This is a genomic window from Agaribacterium sp. ZY112 (genome assembly GCF_041346925.1).
GTDB lineage: Bacteria > Pseudomonadota > Gammaproteobacteria > Pseudomonadales > Cellvibrionaceae > Agaribacterium.
In genome coordinates this window covers 1268353-1288003 of record NZ_CP166840.1, presented here as the reverse complement: position 1 = coordinate 1288003, position 19651 = coordinate 1268353, and the positions used below count along the sequence as shown (strand labels likewise).

General features: G+C 45.9%; 18 protein-coding genes. 6 read left to right on the top strand and 12 right to left on the bottom strand.

The window, feature by feature from the left end; all coding sequences use genetic code 11:
- Nucleotides 1–22: 22 nt before the first annotated feature.
- Entirely contained in the window at nt 23–1687 is a 1665-nt protein-coding gene (locus AB1S55_RS05730; RefSeq protein ID WP_370980836.1) for a tetratricopeptide repeat protein, read from the top strand.
- A gap of 92 nt (nt 1688–1779) precedes the next feature.
- Nucleotides 1780–3621, top strand: coding sequence for a dihydroxy-acid dehydratase (ilvD, locus tag AB1S55_RS05725; protein WP_370980835.1), 1842 nt, complete (start codon nt 1780–1782; stop codon nt 3619–3621).
- 61 nt (nt 3622–3682) lie between these two features.
- Here ilvD and AB1S55_RS05720 read toward each other — a convergent pair whose 3' ends face one another.
- The 12 genes from AB1S55_RS05720 to AB1S55_RS05665 all read right to left on the bottom strand — a co-directional run bounded on the left by AB1S55_RS05720 (nt 3683) and on the right by AB1S55_RS05665 (nt 15137).
- A complete protein-coding gene (locus AB1S55_RS05720; protein ID WP_370980834.1) occupies nt 3683–4537 on the bottom strand; it encodes an HDOD domain-containing protein in 855 nt (284 codons plus the stop codon).
- A gap of 90 nt (nt 4538–4627) precedes the next feature.
- Nucleotides 4628–6055 carry a PAS sensor protein gene (locus tag AB1S55_RS05715; protein WP_370980833.1) on the bottom strand — a complete coding sequence of 476 codons (1428 nt, stop codon included), beginning with the start codon at nt 6053–6055 and terminating at the stop codon, nt 4628–4630.
- 9 nt (nt 6056–6064) lie between these two features.
- On the bottom strand, nt 6065–6658 hold the full coding sequence (locus AB1S55_RS05710; RefSeq protein WP_370980832.1) for an energy transducer TonB: 594 nt from the start codon (nt 6656–6658) through the stop codon (nt 6065–6067).
- Nucleotides 6659–6669: 11 nt separating this feature from the next.
- Complete coding sequence (locus tag AB1S55_RS05705) at nt 6670–7071, bottom strand: ExbD/TolR family protein (protein WP_370980831.1); 402 nt, start codon at nt 7069–7071, stop codon at nt 6670–6672.
- 34 nt (nt 7072–7105) lie between these two features.
- Entirely contained in the window at nt 7106–7633 is a 528-nt protein-coding gene (locus AB1S55_RS05700) for a MotA/TolQ/ExbB proton channel family protein (RefSeq protein WP_370980830.1), read from the bottom strand.
- A gap of 12 nt (nt 7634–7645) precedes the next feature.
- The gene (locus tag AB1S55_RS05695; protein WP_370980829.1) at nt 7646–9016 is read right to left on the bottom strand and encodes a MotA/TolQ/ExbB proton channel family protein; all 1371 of its coding nucleotides are present in this window, start codon (nt 9014–9016) and stop codon (nt 7646–7648) included.
- Nucleotides 9013–9801 (bottom strand): DUF3450 domain-containing protein, encoded by a 789-nt coding sequence (locus AB1S55_RS05690; RefSeq protein ID WP_370980828.1) that lies wholly within the window; start codon nt 9799–9801, stop codon nt 9013–9015. Before AB1S55_RS05690 ends, AB1S55_RS05695 begins: the two co-directional genes overlap by 4 nt.
- Nucleotides 9802–10066: 265 nt before the next feature.
- A complete protein-coding gene (locus AB1S55_RS05685; protein ID WP_370980827.1) occupies nt 10067–10576 on the bottom strand; it encodes a dihydrofolate reductase in 510 nt (169 codons plus the stop codon).
- Between the two features lie 46 nt (nt 10577–10622).
- Complete coding sequence (locus AB1S55_RS05680; RefSeq protein WP_370980826.1) at nt 10623–11474, bottom strand: thymidylate synthase; 852 nt, start codon at nt 11472–11474, stop codon at nt 10623–10625.
- Nucleotides 11471–12301 carry a prolipoprotein diacylglyceryl transferase gene (gene lgt / locus AB1S55_RS05675; protein WP_370980825.1) on the bottom strand — a complete coding sequence of 277 codons (831 nt, stop codon included), beginning with the start codon at nt 12299–12301 and terminating at the stop codon, nt 11471–11473. Before lgt ends, AB1S55_RS05680 begins: the two co-directional genes overlap by 4 nt.
- A gap of 50 nt (nt 12302–12351) precedes the next feature.
- Nucleotides 12352–14622, bottom strand: a complete 2271-nt coding sequence (gene ptsP, locus AB1S55_RS05670) for a phosphoenolpyruvate--protein phosphotransferase (protein WP_370980824.1) — start codon at nt 14620–14622, stop codon at nt 12352–12354.
- Complete coding sequence (locus AB1S55_RS05665; protein WP_370980823.1) at nt 14622–15137, bottom strand: RNA pyrophosphohydrolase; 516 nt, start codon at nt 15135–15137, stop codon at nt 14622–14624. The genes ptsP and AB1S55_RS05665 overlap by 1 nt, the downstream gene beginning before the upstream one ends.
- Before the next feature lie 129 nt (nt 15138–15266).
- On the opposite strand from AB1S55_RS05665, the gene AB1S55_RS05660 reads away from it, so the two are divergent.
- From AB1S55_RS05660 to AB1S55_RS05645, 4 genes are all read left to right on the top strand, one after another.
- On the top strand, nt 15267–15926 hold the full coding sequence (locus tag AB1S55_RS05660) for an HAD family hydrolase (protein ID WP_370980822.1): 660 nt from the start codon (nt 15267–15269) through the stop codon (nt 15924–15926).
- A gap of 23 nt (nt 15927–15949) precedes the next feature.
- On the top strand, nt 15950–17026 hold the full coding sequence (locus tag AB1S55_RS05655) for an imelysin family protein (RefSeq protein ID WP_370980821.1): 1077 nt from the start codon (nt 15950–15952) through the stop codon (nt 17024–17026).
- 58 nt (nt 17027–17084) lie between these two features.
- Entirely contained in the window at nt 17085–17960 is an 876-nt protein-coding gene (locus AB1S55_RS05650; protein ID WP_370980820.1) for an HDOD domain-containing protein, read from the top strand.
- An 88-nt stretch (nt 17961–18048) separates the two neighbouring features.
- Nucleotides 18049–19650 carry a methyl-accepting chemotaxis protein gene (locus AB1S55_RS05645; RefSeq protein ID WP_370980819.1) on the top strand — a complete coding sequence of 534 codons (1602 nt, stop codon included), beginning with the start codon at nt 18049–18051 and terminating at the stop codon, nt 19648–19650.
- Nucleotide 19651 lies beyond the last annotated feature (1 nt).

Below are 19651 nucleotides of genomic sequence, written 5' to 3'. Positions count from 1 at the left end.
GTGAAGGTACAGGCGAGGTAGCATGCTCCAGCAAGCCAATGGCTTAAAACAGATTGATATTGTGAAGATGTTCAGTGACAAGCGCTGCCTTGTTATTGATGACTTCCCCGAAATACGTGGCTCGCTTACTCGTACACTTAAAAACTTTGGCGCCAAAACCGTAGATACAGCCGCAGAAGGGCAGGAAGCCATCAAGCTGTGCCAAAACAAAAAATTCGATATCGTTATCTGTGACTACAACCTTGGCGCAGGCAAGGATGGACAACAGGTATTGGAAGAGGTTCGCTTCCTTCGCGTTCTGATGATGACAAGCTTGTTTGTTATGATCACCGGTGAGCAAAGCCGCGAAATGGTCTTGGGCGCTTTAGAATGCCAACCCGACGACTACATCACCAAACCCTATACTCAAGCCTCATTAAAAGTTCGCTTAAACAAAGCGGTCGTTCGCCATCAGGCCCTGTTGCATATCAAAAAGTGCATCAGCGACGGCAATTACAAACAAGCTCTGCAATACTGCAACGATGCTATTAAAGAGGGTACCCGTTACGCCACCGCTATTTTAAAAATTAAAGGCCAACTGCATTTTCTACTAAAACAACTTAAAGAAGCCCAACAGTTGTATGAAAGCGTACTTGGTAAAAAGCCCGTTGTCTGGGCCAAACTCGGCATGGGTAAAACGCTACTAGAACAAGGCAAGCTCGAAGGTGCCGAAGAAATGTTTAATTCCATACTGGAGGAAGATGAACGCTATGTAGAAGCGCACGACATGCTCGCCGAACTGAGTGAGCGTAAAAAAGACCGCTTAGCGGCCCAGCGACACACCGAAAAAGCCACCGAAGTTAGCCCTAAAAGCGTGCTTAGACACCGCAAGCTAGCCAAACTGGCCGAGTTTAATAATGATGATGAGCAAGCCTTAAAAAGCTACCAGCAAACCATAAAATGGGGCTTAAATTCTGTTCACGAAAGCAATCAAGATTATTTTAACTACGCCCGCAAGGCTGCCCAAGTAAGCAGTGGCAACAACAGCACGGAAAGCAAAACACTGATTAAACAAGCCAATAATGTGCTTGAACGGGCACGTAAACGCTATAGCAATGATGACGCTGTGGCCGTTCAAGCGCAAATGGTAGAAAGCCAGTTACACCGTGCCTCTGGCGATGAAAAACGCGCTCAAAACTCCCTCTCCAAAGCTCGTGACATGTACAGTAAACTCGACACACCCAATGTTGATGCAAGCTTAGAGTTTGCTCGCACCCTGCACAGCTTTGACGAAGAAGATGAAGCCCGCTCAGTACTTAAAGACCTCGCCATGCGTCACAGCGCCGACAGTGAACTCATGCAAATTATCGATAGCATCACGAGCGAACCTATCAGCGAAGAAGGCCGCGGTATCGCCACAAAACTTACCAAAGATGGTATTGGCGCTTACGACAGCAAAGACTTTAATAAAGCCGTCGGCGTATTTAATGAAGCGCTCGCAGCCTACCCCAACCACATAGGCCTTAACCTGAATCTTATCCAAGCAGTACTAGCGCAAGTAGATCAGGATGGCCGCTCTGAAAATAATGTCTCTTTAGTGAAACGTAGCCTAAAAGCCGTTGGCACACTCGACAGTGGCCATCAGGCGTTTAAACGTTATAGCTTTCTTATGAAACAAGTACAAAAATTAATGCCAGACCTGCTCTAGCGCTAGATAAACAGTGCAGCTTAAGCCTGCCACCCCAGCTTCAAATTTGCTAAACTGCCTGCCTTTTCTGCAAAGCTTACCTAGGTACTACTATGCCCCGCTATCGCTCCCGTACAACCACTGAAGGCCGTAATATGGCTGGTGCTCGCGCCCTTTGGCGTGCAACAGGCATGAAAGATGACGATTTCCAAAAGCCTATTATTGCTGTCGTTAATTCCTTCACCCAGTTTGTACCTGGGCACGTACACCTAAAAGACATGGGTCAACTCGTTGCTCGAGAAATCGAAAAGGCCGGCGGTGTCGCCAAAGAATTTAATACCATTGCCGTGGATGACGGTATCGCCATGGGGCATGACGGCATGCTCTATAGTTTGCCCAGCCGCGACCTTATCGCCGACAGTGTTGAATATATGGTGAATGCTCACTGTGCCGACGCCATGGTTTGTATTAGCAACTGCGACAAAATCACACCGGGAATGCTAATGGCGGCAATGCGCCTTAATATCCCTGCGGTTTTTGTTAGTGGTGGCCCGATGGAAGCAGGTAAAACCAAACTTGCCGAACACGGTTTAGACCTTGTAGATGCAATGGTCATTGCTGCCGACGATAGCGCTTCTGACGAAGAAGTTGCTGAATACGAGCGCAGTGCTTGCCCAACTTGCGGCTCTTGTTCCGGCATGTTTACCGCCAACTCGATGAACTGCTTAACTGAAGCACTTGGTTTAAGCCTGCCCGGTAACGGTACGACTCTGGCGACCCACTCAGACCGCCGTCAACTATTTGAGCGCGCGGGTTCATTAGTTGTTGAGCTTTGCAAACGCCACTACGAGCAAGACGACTACAGCGTATTACCACGTAATATTTCAAGTAAAGCTGCCTTTAATAATGCCATGGCACTTGATATTGCCATGGGCGGATCAACTAATACCATTCTTCATTTATTAGGCATTGCTCGCGAAGCGGAAATCGATTTTGACCTCGAAGATATCGATGCGCTAAGCCGAAAGGTTCCCCAGCTTTGTAAAGTTGCACCGAATACTCAGAAATACCACATTGAAGATGTGCATCGTGCTGGCGGTATCATGGCCATTCTTGGTGAGCTTGATCGCGCCGGCTTGCTCGATACTAGTTGCCCTACCATCCACAGTAGCAGCCTTGCTGAAGCACTGAAGCAGTGGGACATTGTTAAAAACCAAGACGAAGAAATCACACACTTCTATAAAGCTGGACCAGCAGGTATCCCGACTCAAACCGCATTTAGCCAAAGCACGCGCTGGGATAGCCTAGATATAGATCGCAAGGAAGGCTGTATACGCTCACTTGAAAATGCCTTCAGCCTCGAGGGCGGTTTAGCCGTTCTTAAGGGCAACATCGCAGAAGATGGTTGCGTAGTCAAAAGTGCAGGTGTTGATGAGAACATCCTTGTATTCGAAGGCCCAGCCTATATCTGTGAGAGCCAAGACCAAGCGGTTAAAGATATCCTGGCAGATAAAGTGAAAGCAGGCTCCGTTGTCATTATTCGTTACGAAGGCCCTAAGGGTGGCCCTGGCATGCAAGAAATGCTGTACCCAACCTCCTACCTTAAGTCCAAAGGCCTTGGTAAAAGTTGTGCGCTATTAACTGATGGTCGCTTTTCTGGCGGCACCTCTGGTTTGAGTATTGGCCACGCTTCACCTGAAGCTGCCGCGGGCGGTGCAATTGGCCTGGTTAAGAATGGTGACCTTATTAAAATCGATATTCCTGATCGTAGTATCAACGTTCTTGTTAGCGATGAAGAGCTCACCTCTCGCAGAACAGAGCAAGATAAAGCCGGCTGGAAGCCTGCTGAAGACCGCCCTCGCGCTGTAACAGCCGCCCTTAAAGCTTACGCAATGCTCGCTACCAGCGCCGATAAAGGTGCTGTAAGAGACTTGAGCAAGCTAGAAAACATCTAAGGCTTTTACTCTTAGCTTAAATTTACCTAAATCTAAGTACAACTGATGAGCTAGCTCAAAACTAGCTCATCAGCTTTTGTAACTGCTCTATCTCAGCAGTATTGGCACTCACCAATAACAAACGCCCATGCTCATCCAGTACACGAAACTGCGGCTCTAATTTCAAATAACTCGGTAAACTGGTAATTTTAGGCAGATTATTTTTGCTATTTAAACGGGTTACTGAACTATGTAAGGCAAGATTAATTAGATCTATAAGCTGTAAGTCTTCCCCAACACTTAAGCTCCAACGGCCACAAGACTTTAGATAGAGCTCATAATCGTCAGCAATATTCCAGCGCCTTAATAACAATGCTCCAAGGCTCTTTGCATATTCTCTGCAGAGACGAAAAAACACTTTGTTATCCAAGTTCCCATCTATTTCGGCAAAAGCACTTAAGGTTGCCAAGGTTCCCACCTCTGTTAACAAGGCGGTAAGTAAGGCTTGCTCCGCATCACAAAGCTGAGTGCGCTTAGCTAAATAAGAACTGATGGCAGCCTTCATCATCATTCGCTGCCATATCTGCTCATAGAGTTTTTTAAGCTCAACTCTACGAATAAGGAACAAGCTTTTAAGTGAATAGGCCATAGCTAAATTTTGCACACGCGATCGGCCCAAAACAGCAACAGCAGAACTTAAAGTAGAAGCCTTATTTTGCTGGGCGTATAAAGGGCTTGCTACGGCGGCCATTAACAATGCAGAAAAACCAGGATCCTTTGCACAGCAAGCGCTAATCATTGCACTATCGCTATTTTGATCTGCCAGAAGTGAACGAATTTGCAAGGTAACTGCAGGTAGTGCTGGTAACTGCTGAGGATCTAACAAGACCGTCTGTATACCCAGCTTATAGACCTGATAATTAGCCTGATTAAGCATGACTCACCTCCTTCGCTAAGTATAGAAGGCAAAAAAAACGCGGCTAATAAGCCGCGTTTTTAATTACTCAGTATTGATCATATACAAATATTATTTCAGTACCTGCTCAATATCTAAGCCGGAAGCTGCTAAAGAGTCTTTTAAGACATCGTAACGGCGCTTCTCATTTTTGGCATAACGCAACCAACCAGCAGCAAATTGTCTATGCTTTTTAATCTTTGAGGCTTTCTCAAAGCTCTTAATAGCATTGCTGTATTGGCGCATATCAAAATAAGCAATACCCATATTAATATGAACTTCACCGTCCATATCACGAGTAAACTTACCTTTATTAAGTGCTTGCTTACCAGCTTGAACCGCTTCTTTAGGGCGATTCAAATCTAAATAAACACCTGTTAATTGACCATAGAAATTGCCGGACTTACTGATCTTGCCAACTTCTTTGAGCACTGGAACAGCTTTCTTAGACTCTTTTGCACGCTGCCAAGCCATCGCTAACAACTCGAGATTTTTCTCGTTGCGAGCAATATTGCCGTCTTTCATGCCTTTTTCAAGAATCTTCGCCGTTTTAAAAGGAACATCTTCAGCCAAGTAGATTTTCGATAAAGTAACTAAGTCACGTTCTTTGGTATAACCGCCCATCAAATAGGTGGTTTCCATAGCGTTAACCTGATCTTTTTCGCGCTCAAGCATACCGTACATAGAACCCAATTGAGCCCAGTACGACTTCTTAGGATAGTTAACAATCAACTTCTCAAGAACCTTGGTTGAAGACTTATAATCTTCTTCATCCAAGTACATTGCACGCTGCAAGTTATACCAGCTTTCCTCTGCTACTTTGCCTTTATCTTCGACCATAGAGACGGCTTTATTAATTGAGTCTAAAGCACATTTTTTCTGGTCATTTTGATAACAAATTACAGACTTAAGCTGCCAAATATCAGGCCCGACTGTCGTACCAGTCTCATTGGCTAGATCCATCCAACGATCAAGATAGGTAATACTCTGAGAGAACTTTTCAAGCTGGAAACTAAGCTGAGCGATATACATCATGCTTTGCAATTCTACGCCCACAGGAATTTCTGGACTTTGAGCTACAACGTTTTTGTATGCCTCAACAGCACCGTTGTAGTCTTCCATAGAGTAAGCAACAAATGCATGCATATTATAAATCTGCGATTTCTCGTAGTTATTACACTCAGCACATATTTTTTCTAACTTCTTAAGCTCTTTCAGGGCTGCCTTAAAATCCGGTTTTTTACCCGGATTTTTTTCCTGGTTAGGACTCGCATATTCAGTAACCTTACCTAGGCCCTTGAATACTTTTTCGCTAATCCCAGGTAGAGCACGACGCTTTTTCTTATCGTCTGCTGCCGCTGCATCAACAGTGGCACCAAAACTAAGGTCGGCTTCAACCTGCTCGGCTACTCGATCTAGAGCAGCCGGAGCAACAAGTAAAGCGGCAGCAAGTACGGTCACAGAAGCAAGTGACTTTGCCTGCATAGTCAAAGATTTCATGCTTTCTCCTTACTCGCCCATCTTGTAGGTGAAACGGTTACGAACGCCAGGAACTTCAATGGGTTCACCATCAATGACCTTCGGCTTGTATTTAAACTTCTTAGCAGCCTTGATTGAAGGGCCAAGGAAAATACGCTGCGGACAGTCGGCTTCTTTAATATCTTTAGTTTCACCCGTAGTGGTTACTGTATAGCTAACCGTACAGTAGCCTTCTAAACCTCGGTTCGCAGCGCGAGCCGGATATTTAGGAGCTACCTTCACGATAGGCAAGTAATCACCATCGGAAGAAAAACCACCAATATTGTCGATATTTACTTTTACGCCAACAGTGGGTGCAACCGCGATACTGTTATCGATATCAGGAGCCTCAAACTCTGGCTCTGGAATTTCCGGTGGTGGCTCTTCAACCTCTTCAGGTTTCTGAACCTTCTGAGTATCAAACTCTTCATTCACCTCACGGTTATCCATAGTGATTTCTGGAATTTTAAACTCTTCTGACTCTTCTGGTTCGGACATATTACTCGCAATCAATAAATGCATTGTCAGTAACAAGCCCATAGTCACCACAAGAGCAAGAACAGCGGAGGACAAGATTCTAAACATTATTTACCCTCCTAGTTCGAGTTCGCAGAAACAGTGATTTCGGCAACACCGGCTTCGCGAGCTGCTTGAGCCACCTCAGCCATGGTTTTAATATTGGCAGACTTATCCGCCTGTATAACCACTTTGCCTTTTGGTGTGTCAGCGAGCAACACTTCTATCTGGCGCTTAACGCCACGGCTGTCGACTTCATTTTTATTAACCCAGATAACATTCTCGTCACTAATAGCGATAAGAATCGGGGTCTTAACTGCAGAGACTGTTGTCGCGTCCGGGCGGTCTACTTCAATGCCCGGCTCTTTAACAAAAGATGCAGTTACGATGAAGAAGATCAACATGATGAACACCACGTCGAGCATCGGGGTCAGGTCAATGGCCCCTGCTTCCTCATCTGCTGCTGATTGACTTCTAGCCATAAGATTTCTCTTTAATTTGCCTCGATTCCAGCGCTTAGTGATCCATCGTTAGATGATCTTCAAGCAACTGACTTTCACGAGTCGCAATCTGATTTACAAGAGTTTGGCCAAATACACCTGACAATGCTGCAACCATGCCCGCCATGGTTGGGATAGTCGCACGCGACACCCCAGAAGCCATAGACTTAGCATCACCACCACCGGTGGCTGCAAGCACGCCAAACACGTCGATCATACCTGTGACCGTACCGAGAAGACCAAGAAGTGGACATAAAGCCACCATAGTCGCGATCAACTCTAGATTCGTGTTAATTTTCTCATTGACCTCTGAGATCATTGAGCGGCGAATTTGATGCGCGTTCCAGCTTTTACGCTCAGGACGCGCTTCCCAGCTATTGAGCGCACTGCTAACAGTGCGGTTCAATGCTCCCTTGTAGAACCAAAAGCGCTCGAATAATAGGGTCCACATGATGAAGGCCATGCCTGCAATCACGTAAAGAACCCAACCACCCCTGCTTACGAAATCTGCAACATCCGCAAACAGGTCCATTATTACGAGCATGTGACTCTCCTCTTAGCCTTCGGCTTTGTTGGCGATGATGCCTGCGCTCTGCTCTTCAAGAACATGAGTAATACGCTTGGCTTTGCCACTTAAGAAGGTATGTAAAAGTACGGTAGGAATCGCAACAATCAGACCCATAACCGTGGTTACAAGTGCACTTGAAATACCGCCAGCCATAGCTTTAGGATCACCAGCACCATAGATAGTAATCGCCTGGAACACAACGATCATACCGGTCACAGTACCTAGTAGACCAAGGAGCGGAGCCACCATAGAGATAATTTTTAGCGTAGGCAGCATGCTTTCAATAGCAGGCTTCTCTTTCAGAATTGCTTCTTCAAGCTTAAGTTCAAGAGACTCACTATCAATACCTGGGTTATCTTCAGCAACTTTCAATACACGACCAAGAGGGTTGTTTGGATTCGCTTTTTTAGCTTTAAGCTGCTTGCTTACTTTGCCACCAATACCAGCTAATGCGATAAAGCGGATAAGTGCAATCAATAAGCCAATGAAGAAGATCGGAGTAATGAAGTAAGTACCAACAAAACCACCTTGCTTCCAACGCTCCATCAAGTTAGGAGTATCGATAAGTGCTTTTAGCAACTGACCGCCAGCAGGGCCAGTAGGGTCAATACCAACTTTAGTAAAGCCACTTGTTGCACTTTGTAGTGCTGCAGAGTTGTTAATAGAAGGCTGACGCGCAAGCTCACTTAAAGAACCCGTTTTAGGGTTGAAATCTAAGTATTTACCATCAGACAACAAGTTGTAGTTACCAACACGAACAACGGTACGCTCACTCTGATTACCAGAAGGATCAGCAACCGTCGCAGCAAAAGTAGTTACTTTGCCAGACTCAACAATTTCTTGCAGAAGCAAAGACCAAAGCTTTTCCAACTCTTCAGTTGTTGGCAGCTTAGTTTCACTGTTCATCTTGTCGATAAGCTCATTAAGAAACGCTTCACGACCAGGAAACTGAGCGCTAACAAGTGAGGTCTCAATGTTTGAGCGCAAATCACCAGCTGTTGAGGTCATATGACCAAACAATTCGTTTAGAGCACCTAGACGGTCTTCACGTAAAGTACGTAGCTCTTTAATTTTAGCTTCATAAACCTTGGCTTCGTCTTCTAGTTTCTGAGAAAGCTGTTCTTGCTTAACTTTTTCAGCTTTTGCCTGAGCCAGAAGATTGGACTGCTGTGAGCGCTGCTTTTTAAACTGAGCTTCACGAGCACGAGCCTCTTTGCTTTCACCAATTTTGCTTTGCTTAACCATGTTAAGCAGCTCGTCAAGAGAGCCAGCTTTGTCGTCTTGCGCAAATGCGCCAAAAGACATAGTCATCATGCCTGCGGTAAACAGACCTAGGATTGCGGATTTAACATTTCTCATTGCGCAGCCTCCGGAGCGATAACAGGCAGTTGCAGCACGTCAATGGAAGCTCGTTTGTTGGCGATTTTAATAGCCTGACGAATTGAATTGCGGTAAGTACCGGCATCCAACTCTACCCATGCGCGCGTTTCTTTATCCCAAGCACCAGAGAGCTTGGTATCTTTTGTTTGGTAAACCAAAGCGATTCGGCCGATGGCTAATACATCAACTTCGCGATCCTGACCACCGATAGGCAGAGTATCAGTATACGTTTCAAGCTTGCGACCACTCTCACCTTCAATTGCGTAAAGCTCTAGCACTTGGCGGAATTTTTCGGCGATAGTGAAATCGGCACGGCTCATGTTGTCACGAACTTTGGCGATTTCTTCTTGGCGGGTTTCAAGCTGAGTTGGCATATCTAACTCAACAAACTGATCCAAGGCATCAAGCATACGAACAGCTAAAGGTGGAATCTGACGTTGTAAGACGGTGATATTGCCAATAGAGTCATTCAACTCTTGAATTTTTTCTTGCTGTTTTTCAATTTGCTTTTGAAGCTGGGCGTTGTAGACCTTTAAGCCTTCAATGTCCTTGTTAACCAACTTGTATTTTTGTAACAAATCGGCCGACTCTTCAGCTAGCTTGTTAATTCGCTGCTGAGATGCGTGGGCTGCTGCAGTCTTAGACTGGCTTGCAGCCAAGACCTGGTCAATCTTCTGATCTGCAAGAGCACCGTTACTCAACATTGCGCCCGCTGATACGGCAGTGCCTAGCAGCACAGCCTTTACTCGCTGATGCTTGTTCATATTCCCCCCAACCTGGGTACTAAGACAAAAAAATATTCCAAAAATTTGGAACGACAAACTACTGACTGAAAGCCTAGCAATAACACAGTATAGCTGGCCTCAAGTTAAAATTTCAGACCAATGATTCTAATAACAGCCCTTTGTAACATTCAAACGATTATATAAACGCCCTATAAGCGAACACCAACTATATAACCAAAGGTAACAAAATACTTTCCGCGCGGACTACAAGGTAACAGCACGGTAACACCCGTTCAGTTTGTATTCAGAGCGTCTTTTTTTCGTAAGAAATAAAGGCGTAAGCTGGCTGATTCTCTGAACCTGCGGGCTTTTGCTGTCGATCAAGTTCCCTCCATTTTTCCTTGTCGATATTGGGAAAATAGGCATCTCCATCAATATCAAGATCCACTTCGGTAACATGTAACACATCAGCCTGATCAATGAGCTGGCGATATATATTTGCACCGCCTGCAATCATGATTTTATTTAACCCTAAATCACGAGCGCGCGCTTGCGCCAGCTCAATAGCTTCATCAAGAGAGTAGCAAACAAGTACACCTTCGGCACTCCAGTCTCGATCACGGGTTATTACAATTGTTGTTCTTTTAGGCAAAGCCCGACCAATACTGTCAAAGGTCAAGCGCCCCATCAGCATAACCTGACCAATAGTCAGCTCTTTAAAATGCTTTAAATCAGCCGGTAAATGCCAAGGTAGAGTGTTGTTAACACCAATGACATTATTTTTGGCCATTGCAACCACAATGTGCTTTTCCATTTATTCCGCCAAGTCCTATATCGTCAAATTGCTTTCAGTAACAAGGTTAAACAGAAAAAGGATATTGAATGGCATCGTGACATTCATAACCTTCAACCTTGAAATCATCCATCGTTACCCATGTTTCAAGGTCCTTTAACGACTTAATGTCCGGATTAATAATTAACTGCGGCGGCGCCTTAGGCTCACGCTTCAACTGCACATCCCGCATCAATTCAAGCTGATCCTCATAAATATGTGCATTAACGATCTTGTGATAAGCCTCTCCAGCCTTATGACCTGTAATCTGTGCCATAATCGCGAGCAGGAAATAAACCTGCACCATATTGAAATTTAACCCCAAAGGCACATCACAAGAGCGCTGGGTAGAATTCAAATAAAGCGTATCACCCAGCAAAGAAAAATGATGACTGTGCATACAAGGGCGCAGGCAGCCCATATGAAACGCACCGGGGTGATAAAACGTAATGATTTCCCCTCTATCATCCTTGCCGGCCTTAAGGCTTTCATAGACCTTACGCACCAAATCAATACTGCCGCCGTCAGGCTTGGGAAAATCTCTTGCAACCGCGCCGTAGATAAAACCGCAATCATCTTCGCCTTTACGCAGCGGGTTATTAAGCCAAGCTTCATTGAGGTTTGCATTTGCATCCCAAGTTTTAGTACCCAGCTTTCTGAAATCCGCCGCACTGTCATAACCACGCAAATAGCCAATCATTTCTGCAATAGCGGCCTTGTAATAACTCTTACGAGTTGTCACCAAGGGGAAGCGCTTGTTTGCCACGTCATAACTTAGATCGGCATTTATTACGGTCAAACAGCGTTTGCCTGTACGCTCATTTTCAACCCACTGCCCGCTATCAACAATGCGCTGACAGAGATCTAAATACTGTTTCATTTTTTTGCACCATCATATTCTGTTACAGCCTCTTCTTTACTTGAGCTGGCATGAATATAAGCCCCTATAAAAAAGATCAAACCAATTACTACCATCGGCACACACAAGATTTGACCACGAGTCATCCAACCAAATAGATCAAACTGAATATGCGCATCTGGCTCTCGGAAAAATTCCACAACAAAGCGGAAGACACCGTATAAAATCAAAAACAGAGAGCTTAACGCTGCTGTCGGTCTTGGTTTTCGGGCATAAAACCATAGCACTATTGCTATCAATAAGCCCTCAAGAAAAGCTTCATACAACTGCGAGGCATGCCTATTTAGCTGCTCAGGATCTTTGGGGAAAACCATACCCCAAGCACTATCTGTCGGGCGCCCCCACAACTCTTGCCCGATAAAATTACCAAGGCGACCAAAGAACAAACCTGTAGGCACAAGCAGAGCTGCAAAATCCATAACCCTTAAAAAAGGCTTACCGATTTTTCGAGCGTAAAGTAGTATTGCAATAACAGTACCAAGCAGCCCCCCGTGAAAGCTCATCCCCCCCTCCCATAACCGGAAAAGCCAAAGAGGATCAGCTAAAAAAGCAGGAAAGTTGTAGAACAATACATAACCCAAGCGGCCGCCGATAATGACACCAACAGCAGAGTAAAAAACCAAATCCTCAACCTGCTTAGGCTGCAAAACCGTCCAGCTTAAACGAGCCCTCCACAAGCCCAATAACAAAGCAACAGCAAAAGCCAAAAGGTACATCAAGCCATACCAGTGGACCTCTAAAGGCCCTATAGCAATGGCTACAGGGTCTATTTCTGGATAGCTAAACATTTGCAACTCCATGCCTTAAATGAAATCAGCCTACAGAGAGAATAAAACGCTTAATTAATAAAACCCGTATCTCCACCAAAGCGCATAACACGACTTAAGCCCGCTCGCTTAAATGCCTCTTCCAAACGACGATTGATGCTTTGCGCATCAGTAAGGCTCATCACCTCTTTTAGCAAATACTGGATCTGCTCACTGCTAACCGCACGGATAACCGACTTCACCTTAAGCAAGTTAGTTGCATTCATAGACAAGGTATCATACCCCATGCCAATCAAAAGCAAGGCCGCTGCGGGGTCCCCAGCCAGCTCACCACATATAGATACGGGCGTCCCTTTCGCCTTAGCATCTTCAGCGATACGCAATAAAGCTTGCAATACAGCGGGGTGCAAGCTGTGGTAAAGGTCTGCAACACGCGGGTTGTTTCTATCAACTGCAAGTAGATATTGGGTGAGGTCATTACTACCCACTGAAAGAAAATCCACCCTATCAGCTATGGCTTCAATTTGATAAACCGCCGCAGGCACTTCAATCATGACCCCAACTGGTGGCATCACAACCTCATAACCTTCATCTTTTATCTCATCATAAGCTCGATAAATAAGCATCAACGCAACTTCAAGTTCCGGCACGTTACTGATCATCGGCAGCATAATACGAAGGTTATCCAAGCCCTCACTAGCCTTTAACATGGCGCGAACTTGACCGAGAAAGATCTCCGGATGGTCCAAGGTAACGCGAATACCTCGCCAACCCAGAAATGGATTGTCTTCAGTAATAGGGAAATAAGGTAAGGCCTTATCGCCACCCACATCCAAGGTACGCATGGTCACTGGACGAGGAGCAAAAGTGCTCAGTTGTTCACGATAAACAACTCGCTGCTCCTCCTCACTAGGGAAGCGATCCCTAAGCATAAAAGGAATTTCGGTTCGATAAAGGCCTACACCTTCAGCACCACGCTCAAGAGATAGCATGGCATCGGCAACAAGACCGGTATTCACCCACAGCCTTGTGCGCTTTTTATCAATCGTTTCACAAGGCAGGCCCTTAATAGGCTCTAAGCTTGCGACCAGCTGCTTATCTTCGGTGAGAATCTCTTCATAGTGGGCACGAACTTGCTCACTTGGATCGGCAAAAACCGCACCGCGATAACCATCTACAACCAGTTCATGCCCATCAAGACGAGTAAAAGGTAAGTCAACAGCCCCCATAACCGTAGGGATGCCTAAAGAGCGAGCAAGAATAGCAACGTGCGAGTTAGAAGAACCTCGGAGAGAAATAATACCAGTCAACTTTTCAACTGGAACCTCTCCCAAATTAGAGGCGGTTAGCTCTTCCCCCACCAAAATAGTGTCATCGGGGTAAGTCTTTTCATCTCCTGCGCTTTGCTGAAGGTAAGCCAAAACACGCGAGCCCAAATCGCGAACATCCGTCGCCCTCTCTCGCAAATAGGCATCCTCCATACGTGAAAAGACCGCAACATGCTCCAACACAACAGCAGACCAAGCATATTGAGCACTAAAACCGCTGCGAATACGTTCCGCGACCTCTCCACCTACGGATGCATCATCCAATAAGCCCGCATAGGCATCAAACAATAAGCGCTCTTCTTTATTTAACCGGCTCTCCAATTGAGAACTTAAGTTTTTAATATCCTGCTTTACAGCCTCAAGGCTTTCATAAAAGTAGGCAAGCTCTTCATCAATATTTGAGCACTGGGACACAGGAACCGCGTCCAGATCAGCGAGGGGGCTAACCACCACACCATGACCAATAGCAACACCGGGAGCACCAGCAACCCCAAGGAAACGAGCTTCTGTTTTCTGACCTATAGCCGCCAAGCCTCCGGTAGCCTCAGCATGGGCAATCACACCAGCCAACTGGGCAGACATGGTAACCAAAAAGGCTTCTTCGCCTTCATCAAACTTGCGGTTATCACGCTGCTGCACAACCAAAACACCCAAGACCTGACGGTGATGGATGATCGGCACACCAAGAAAGGAGGAGAAAATTTCTTCGCCGGTTTCAGGGAAGTAACGATATGCCTTGTGAGAATCCGCATTATTTAAATTAAGCGGCTCTTCTCGAGCAGCAACAAGGCCGACCAAGCCCTCACCCTTCTCTAGCTTGACCTTACCAATAGCATCAGGATTAAGCCCCTCGGTAGCCATTAAAGCGTAGTGCTCACCACCTTCACGTAAATAAACAGAGCAGACCTCTGTCTCCATTGTTGTACGCACTCGCGCAACAATGATATTGAGCACTTCACGAAGGTTCGGAGCGGTATTAACCTCTTGAACAATACGGCGCAGGGATTCAAGCATTAATGAGCCCCGCTGCGTGCAGCTGCGCTAACCTGACCAAAACGGCGGTGATAAATAGGACTTAATTCCTTAAGCGCCTTGCGATACACCTCACGCTTAAACGACACCACCTTAGTTAATGGGTACCAATAGGTCACCCAGTCCCAAGTATCGAATTCAGGTTTAGAGCTTACATTCAGGTCTATATTCTTCTCACCAGTCACCAGCTCTAGTAAAAACCACTTTTGCTTCTGGCCAATACACTGAGGCTCTCGCGGGCGAACAAGCTTTTTAGGCAGACGGTAGCGCAACCAGCCACGTGTCACTCCCAAGAGCTTAACGTCGCCAGCATTGAGCCCAACCTCTTCCATCAACTCACGGTAAAGAGCGCTCTCGGGCTGCTCATTGTTATCAATGCCGCCCTGAGGAAACTGCCACGCATCTTGACCACCAATGCGTCGCGTCCAAAGTAAACGCCCCTGCTGATCCACGAGGATAATGCCTACGTTTGGGCGAAAACCATCCGCATCGAGCACCCTTGCTCTCCCTATAACTGTTACAATCGACGACTATTGTTTCATAAAAAGCGTGGAGCATCAGCAACTTTGCTTAGCCTTCCACTGCGCCCTATCAAAACAGCCACCCAAAATAACCTTGGAGCCAATGTGACACTTGCCATCTTTGATCTAGACAACACCCTTATTGCCGGCGATAGCGATCACAGCTGGGGCGAATTTCTAGTAGAAAAAAAGCTCGTGGATGGCGAGCAGTTTCAGCGCGACAATGACCGCTTTTATGAAGACTACTGCAAGGGCCAGCTCGATATACACGCCTACCTTCGCTTTGCGCTAAAACCTTTAAGCCGCTATTCAGAAGATGAGCTCAAACAACTTCACAACGAGTTCACGCAAGAAAAAATACTTCCTCTTTGGCTACCTAAAGCCGAAGCCCTGGTAGAAAAACACCGCCAACAGGGCGATCAATTATTAGTCATTACGGCCACCAACGATTTTATCACCCGCCCCATTGTTGAGCGCTTTGGTATTGAGCAGCTACTTGCCAGCGAAGGAGAGATAATTAACGGCCGCTACACTGGCGAAGCCAAAGGCATACCCAGTTATGCTGAAGGTAAAGTCGAACGCCTAAAACAATGGTTAAGCACACAAGAACAGCAACACGATCTAGATGAGGCTTATTTTTACAGTGACTCTCGCAACGACCTGCCTTTATTAGAAAAAGTTGGCAACCCTATAGCAGTAGATCCCGACGCATTTTTAGCTGACACAGCAGAAGCTAAAGGCTGGCCTATAATCAGCCTGCGCTAAGCCTAAGCAGATAGAGAGATACTATGAGAATTCAACTGGTAGGTTATGCGCTAGCTCTCTTTGCCTCCACCTTGCTACTCGCCTGTGAAGCAGACAAGCAAATAAGCGAGAAGGCGAGCGACCCCCAGCCTCAGAGTGACATAAATATTGAGCAAGCAAGCCAATCCCTATGGGCTAGCTTTCGAGAAAACACTGAAGATGCCAGCCTACACTGCGGCTTCCTTCAGCACGCGATCAATCAATTACTTACCAAAAGCCAGCTAGAAACCCTGTATGCAGCTCAAAAAGCTTGGCACAACTGCGCCAATAAAATTGAAGATTTGAACCTCCTCACTCAACTAAACCTGCTCGAACCCAGCCTCTTCCAAAGCATCGACAACAGCCTTGTTTACATAAATAGTAAGCCTATCCAAGGAGGCTATTTAGACCGCTTTGGCCCCTACCTCTATTCCGGCTTAGTACATGACATTGGCATAAACCTAAATAGCGAAAGCTTAAGGCACCAACACGGCCTTACAGATAAAGAAGAAGTCGTACTCGGCATCTATGCGATTGAATTTATGCTCTTTGGAGAGCAAGGCTCACGCCCCCCTAATGACTACCTTGAGCAAAAGACCCTCAGCGAAACACAGCAACATCAGCAATTCCGATCTATTGATGAAGTACCCAACAATAGACGGCGCCAACTGCTATTACTACAAAGTCAACTGCTAAACCAGGAGCTTTTATTACTACAAGAAAAACTACAGGCCGATAAGAGCCCAGCGAATGTTTGGCCAAAACTACCCGCACGACAACAAATTAACAGCGTACATAATGCCGTTACAACCAGCTTAAGCCAAAGCCTAATACAATTAAGCCAAAACTACAGCACTAATAACGAGACTATAGACTCATACTTTTTTGAGAATTTACACGCACAGTTATACAGCCTGAATCCTGCACTGAACTATTACTCCACTCATGAGCGACAAGCCTTAAAACAGGCATTAGAGCAAGCTCAAAGCTTGGCACACAAAGCGTCCATCAGCCCCCAGACCAAAACGCAAAAACAACAACTGCTAGAAAAAATTTACACGCTTATGCAAGTGTTTATTTAACTTGCCGCTTCCCTGCTCTGAACTAGACTCAAAAGTGTCTGCCAACTAAGCCAGAGCCATGTCATCCGAACTCAGCCAAGAACAAATTCAAAACGCCCTGCAGGGAATTAGCATTCCCCCACAACCTCAGATCTTGGTTGACTTGCAAATGGAGCAGCTCGATCCCAACTGCAACATCAATAATATTGCCAAGCTGATCTCCCAAGATGTCGGCTTAAGTGGCGCCATTTTAAAAATTGTTAACAGCCCCTTTTACAATCTCAGCAATACCATTACCTCAATTCTTCAAGCCGTCAATCTACTCGGCGTAAACAGCGTTATCAACTTAGTTAATGCCCATTCTATAAAAGGTGCACTCAGTGACGACGACATTATTTCCCTTGGCCGCTTTTGGGATAACGCCATGGAAATTGCACAGACCTCAACCGTCATCGCCAAACAAATTGGCTTTTCTCATATCGACGAGGCCTATACCTTAGGCTTGTTTCATAATGCAGGTGTCCCTCTGCTTATGAGTCGTGTTGATAACTACAGTGAAGTGATTCAACAAAGCTATGCCTGCGGCTACCGACGCATTACCGAGACAGAAAATGAACTTATTAAAACCAATCACGCTGTTGTAGGTTATTACATCGGCAAAAGCTGGAATTTACCACGCTATCTATGTGAAGCCATCCATGAGCACCACAATGTCCTCAAAATTTTACAAGATGATGAGGCAGATAATATTAAAAAGACCCTCATTTCTATTTTAAAAATTGCCGAACACTGCTGTGGAAGTGCGCGAGTACTAGGCCAACAAAACCTGGATCACGAATGGAATCGTATTGAGGAAGCCGTCCTACTTTATTGTGGTTTAAGTGAATATGAATTCGGAAGCCTTCAACAACAGATCCAAGAACTAGGGTTAGGCAACACCGAATACTACAGTTAAATACAATTGCAAATAAAATTAGCAAGCAAGCCGACGCTTTACTATACCTAATAAGTATAACGTCACGGATAGATCCGGGAGTCTCGGTTTGAGAATCAGCATTTTCAACAAAATCATATTGATCATCGCAACAGCTGCGGTGGGCTTTGTGGTCTATATTGGAGCCAATATTAATTCCGCAGATGCCAATAAAGTAAAGCTCAAGCAACTGAGCGAAATACAATTCCCATTACTGCTAAAAACACAAGCCGCATCAAACCTGCTTTTACGTGTCGACGATCAACTTCAGCTTGCCGTAACCACTGGCGACTCTGAACAAATAGATCTCGCCGTCGCAACCAAAGACGAGCTCGATACAACCATTGACCATATTGGCGAGCTATCCAGCCAAACCCAATTAGATACCCTGCATAACTCACTCGACAACTACTTCCTTCAGGCACATAGCCTTAGTAAAAGCATGGTTGAGGGCACAGCCGACTACGGAAACATTGCCAATCTAGCGGCCAATAAAACCCAAGCCTATAAAGCTGTTACAACTGCTCTTACCGAGCTTGAGCAACAACAACGCAGCAATATGAAAGAACTTGTTGACGATGCCAATAACACCAATCGTCGCGCCGTGACCATTGGTGTTGCTATAGGTATTGCCACGATCTTTGTGGTTGCCATTGTTGGTTTCCCCGTTGCCCTTAACGTTACCCAAAAAGTGAACTCCGTTCGCCACTCGCTTAAAGAAATGGCTCAGGGCTCTGGCGACCTAAGCAAACGCATCCCCCAAACCAGCTCTGATGAGATTGGCCAGCTAGTTCGTCAATTTAATAATTTTATGGGCAAGCTGCAGCTGACGTTTAAAGATGTCATTGATAGCGCGTCCCCCTTAGGTGATGTCGCCAATGAACTCAATGACATTATTGAACACACCACGGAACATATTTCCGAACAGCGTCGCGCAAGCCATGAAGCTGCTCAAGCAGCCTCGGAAGTCAATGACAATATTGGTATTGTCGCCGCCAATACCGAATCAGCTGCTCACGAAGCAACCCTAGCTAACGAGCGAGTTAATGAAGGCCAACAAGTGGTCAATGGTACAGCTGAAAATATTGAACGACTTGCTGCCACTATGGCAGAGGCCTCCACCGTCGTCTCCCAACTTGAAGAAGATACCAGCTCCGTGGGCATGATTTTGGAAGTGATACGAGGCATTGCCGAACAAACCAACTTGCTCGCCCTTAACGCCGCAATTGAAGCAGCACGTGCTGGTGAACAAGGCCGAGGCTTTGCTGTCGTTGCCGATGAGGTGCGTTCACTCGCATCCAAAACCCAGCAAAGCACCGAAGAAATCGACAGTTTAATTAACCAACTGCAACAAAATGCAGCGCGGGCCGTAAGCTCAATGAACAGCAGCACAGAGCAGGCGCACTCTACGGTCAATGAAGCCCGCAAGGCTAGTGATCAGCTTCAATCTATTGCCCACTCAATGGACAATATTCAAAATGTTAGCGCCGAAGTATCGCAAGCCGTCGAAGGGCAAAAAGAACTCGCGCAAAAAATTCTACATCACGTCGAACTCGTCGATGAGATTGCAGTAAAAGCCGATACCCAAACGGCTGCTCTCGGACACAGCAGCGACTCCCTAGCAACTCAAGCAAATCAACTACGGCAGATCACCAGCCAATTTAATGTCTGAT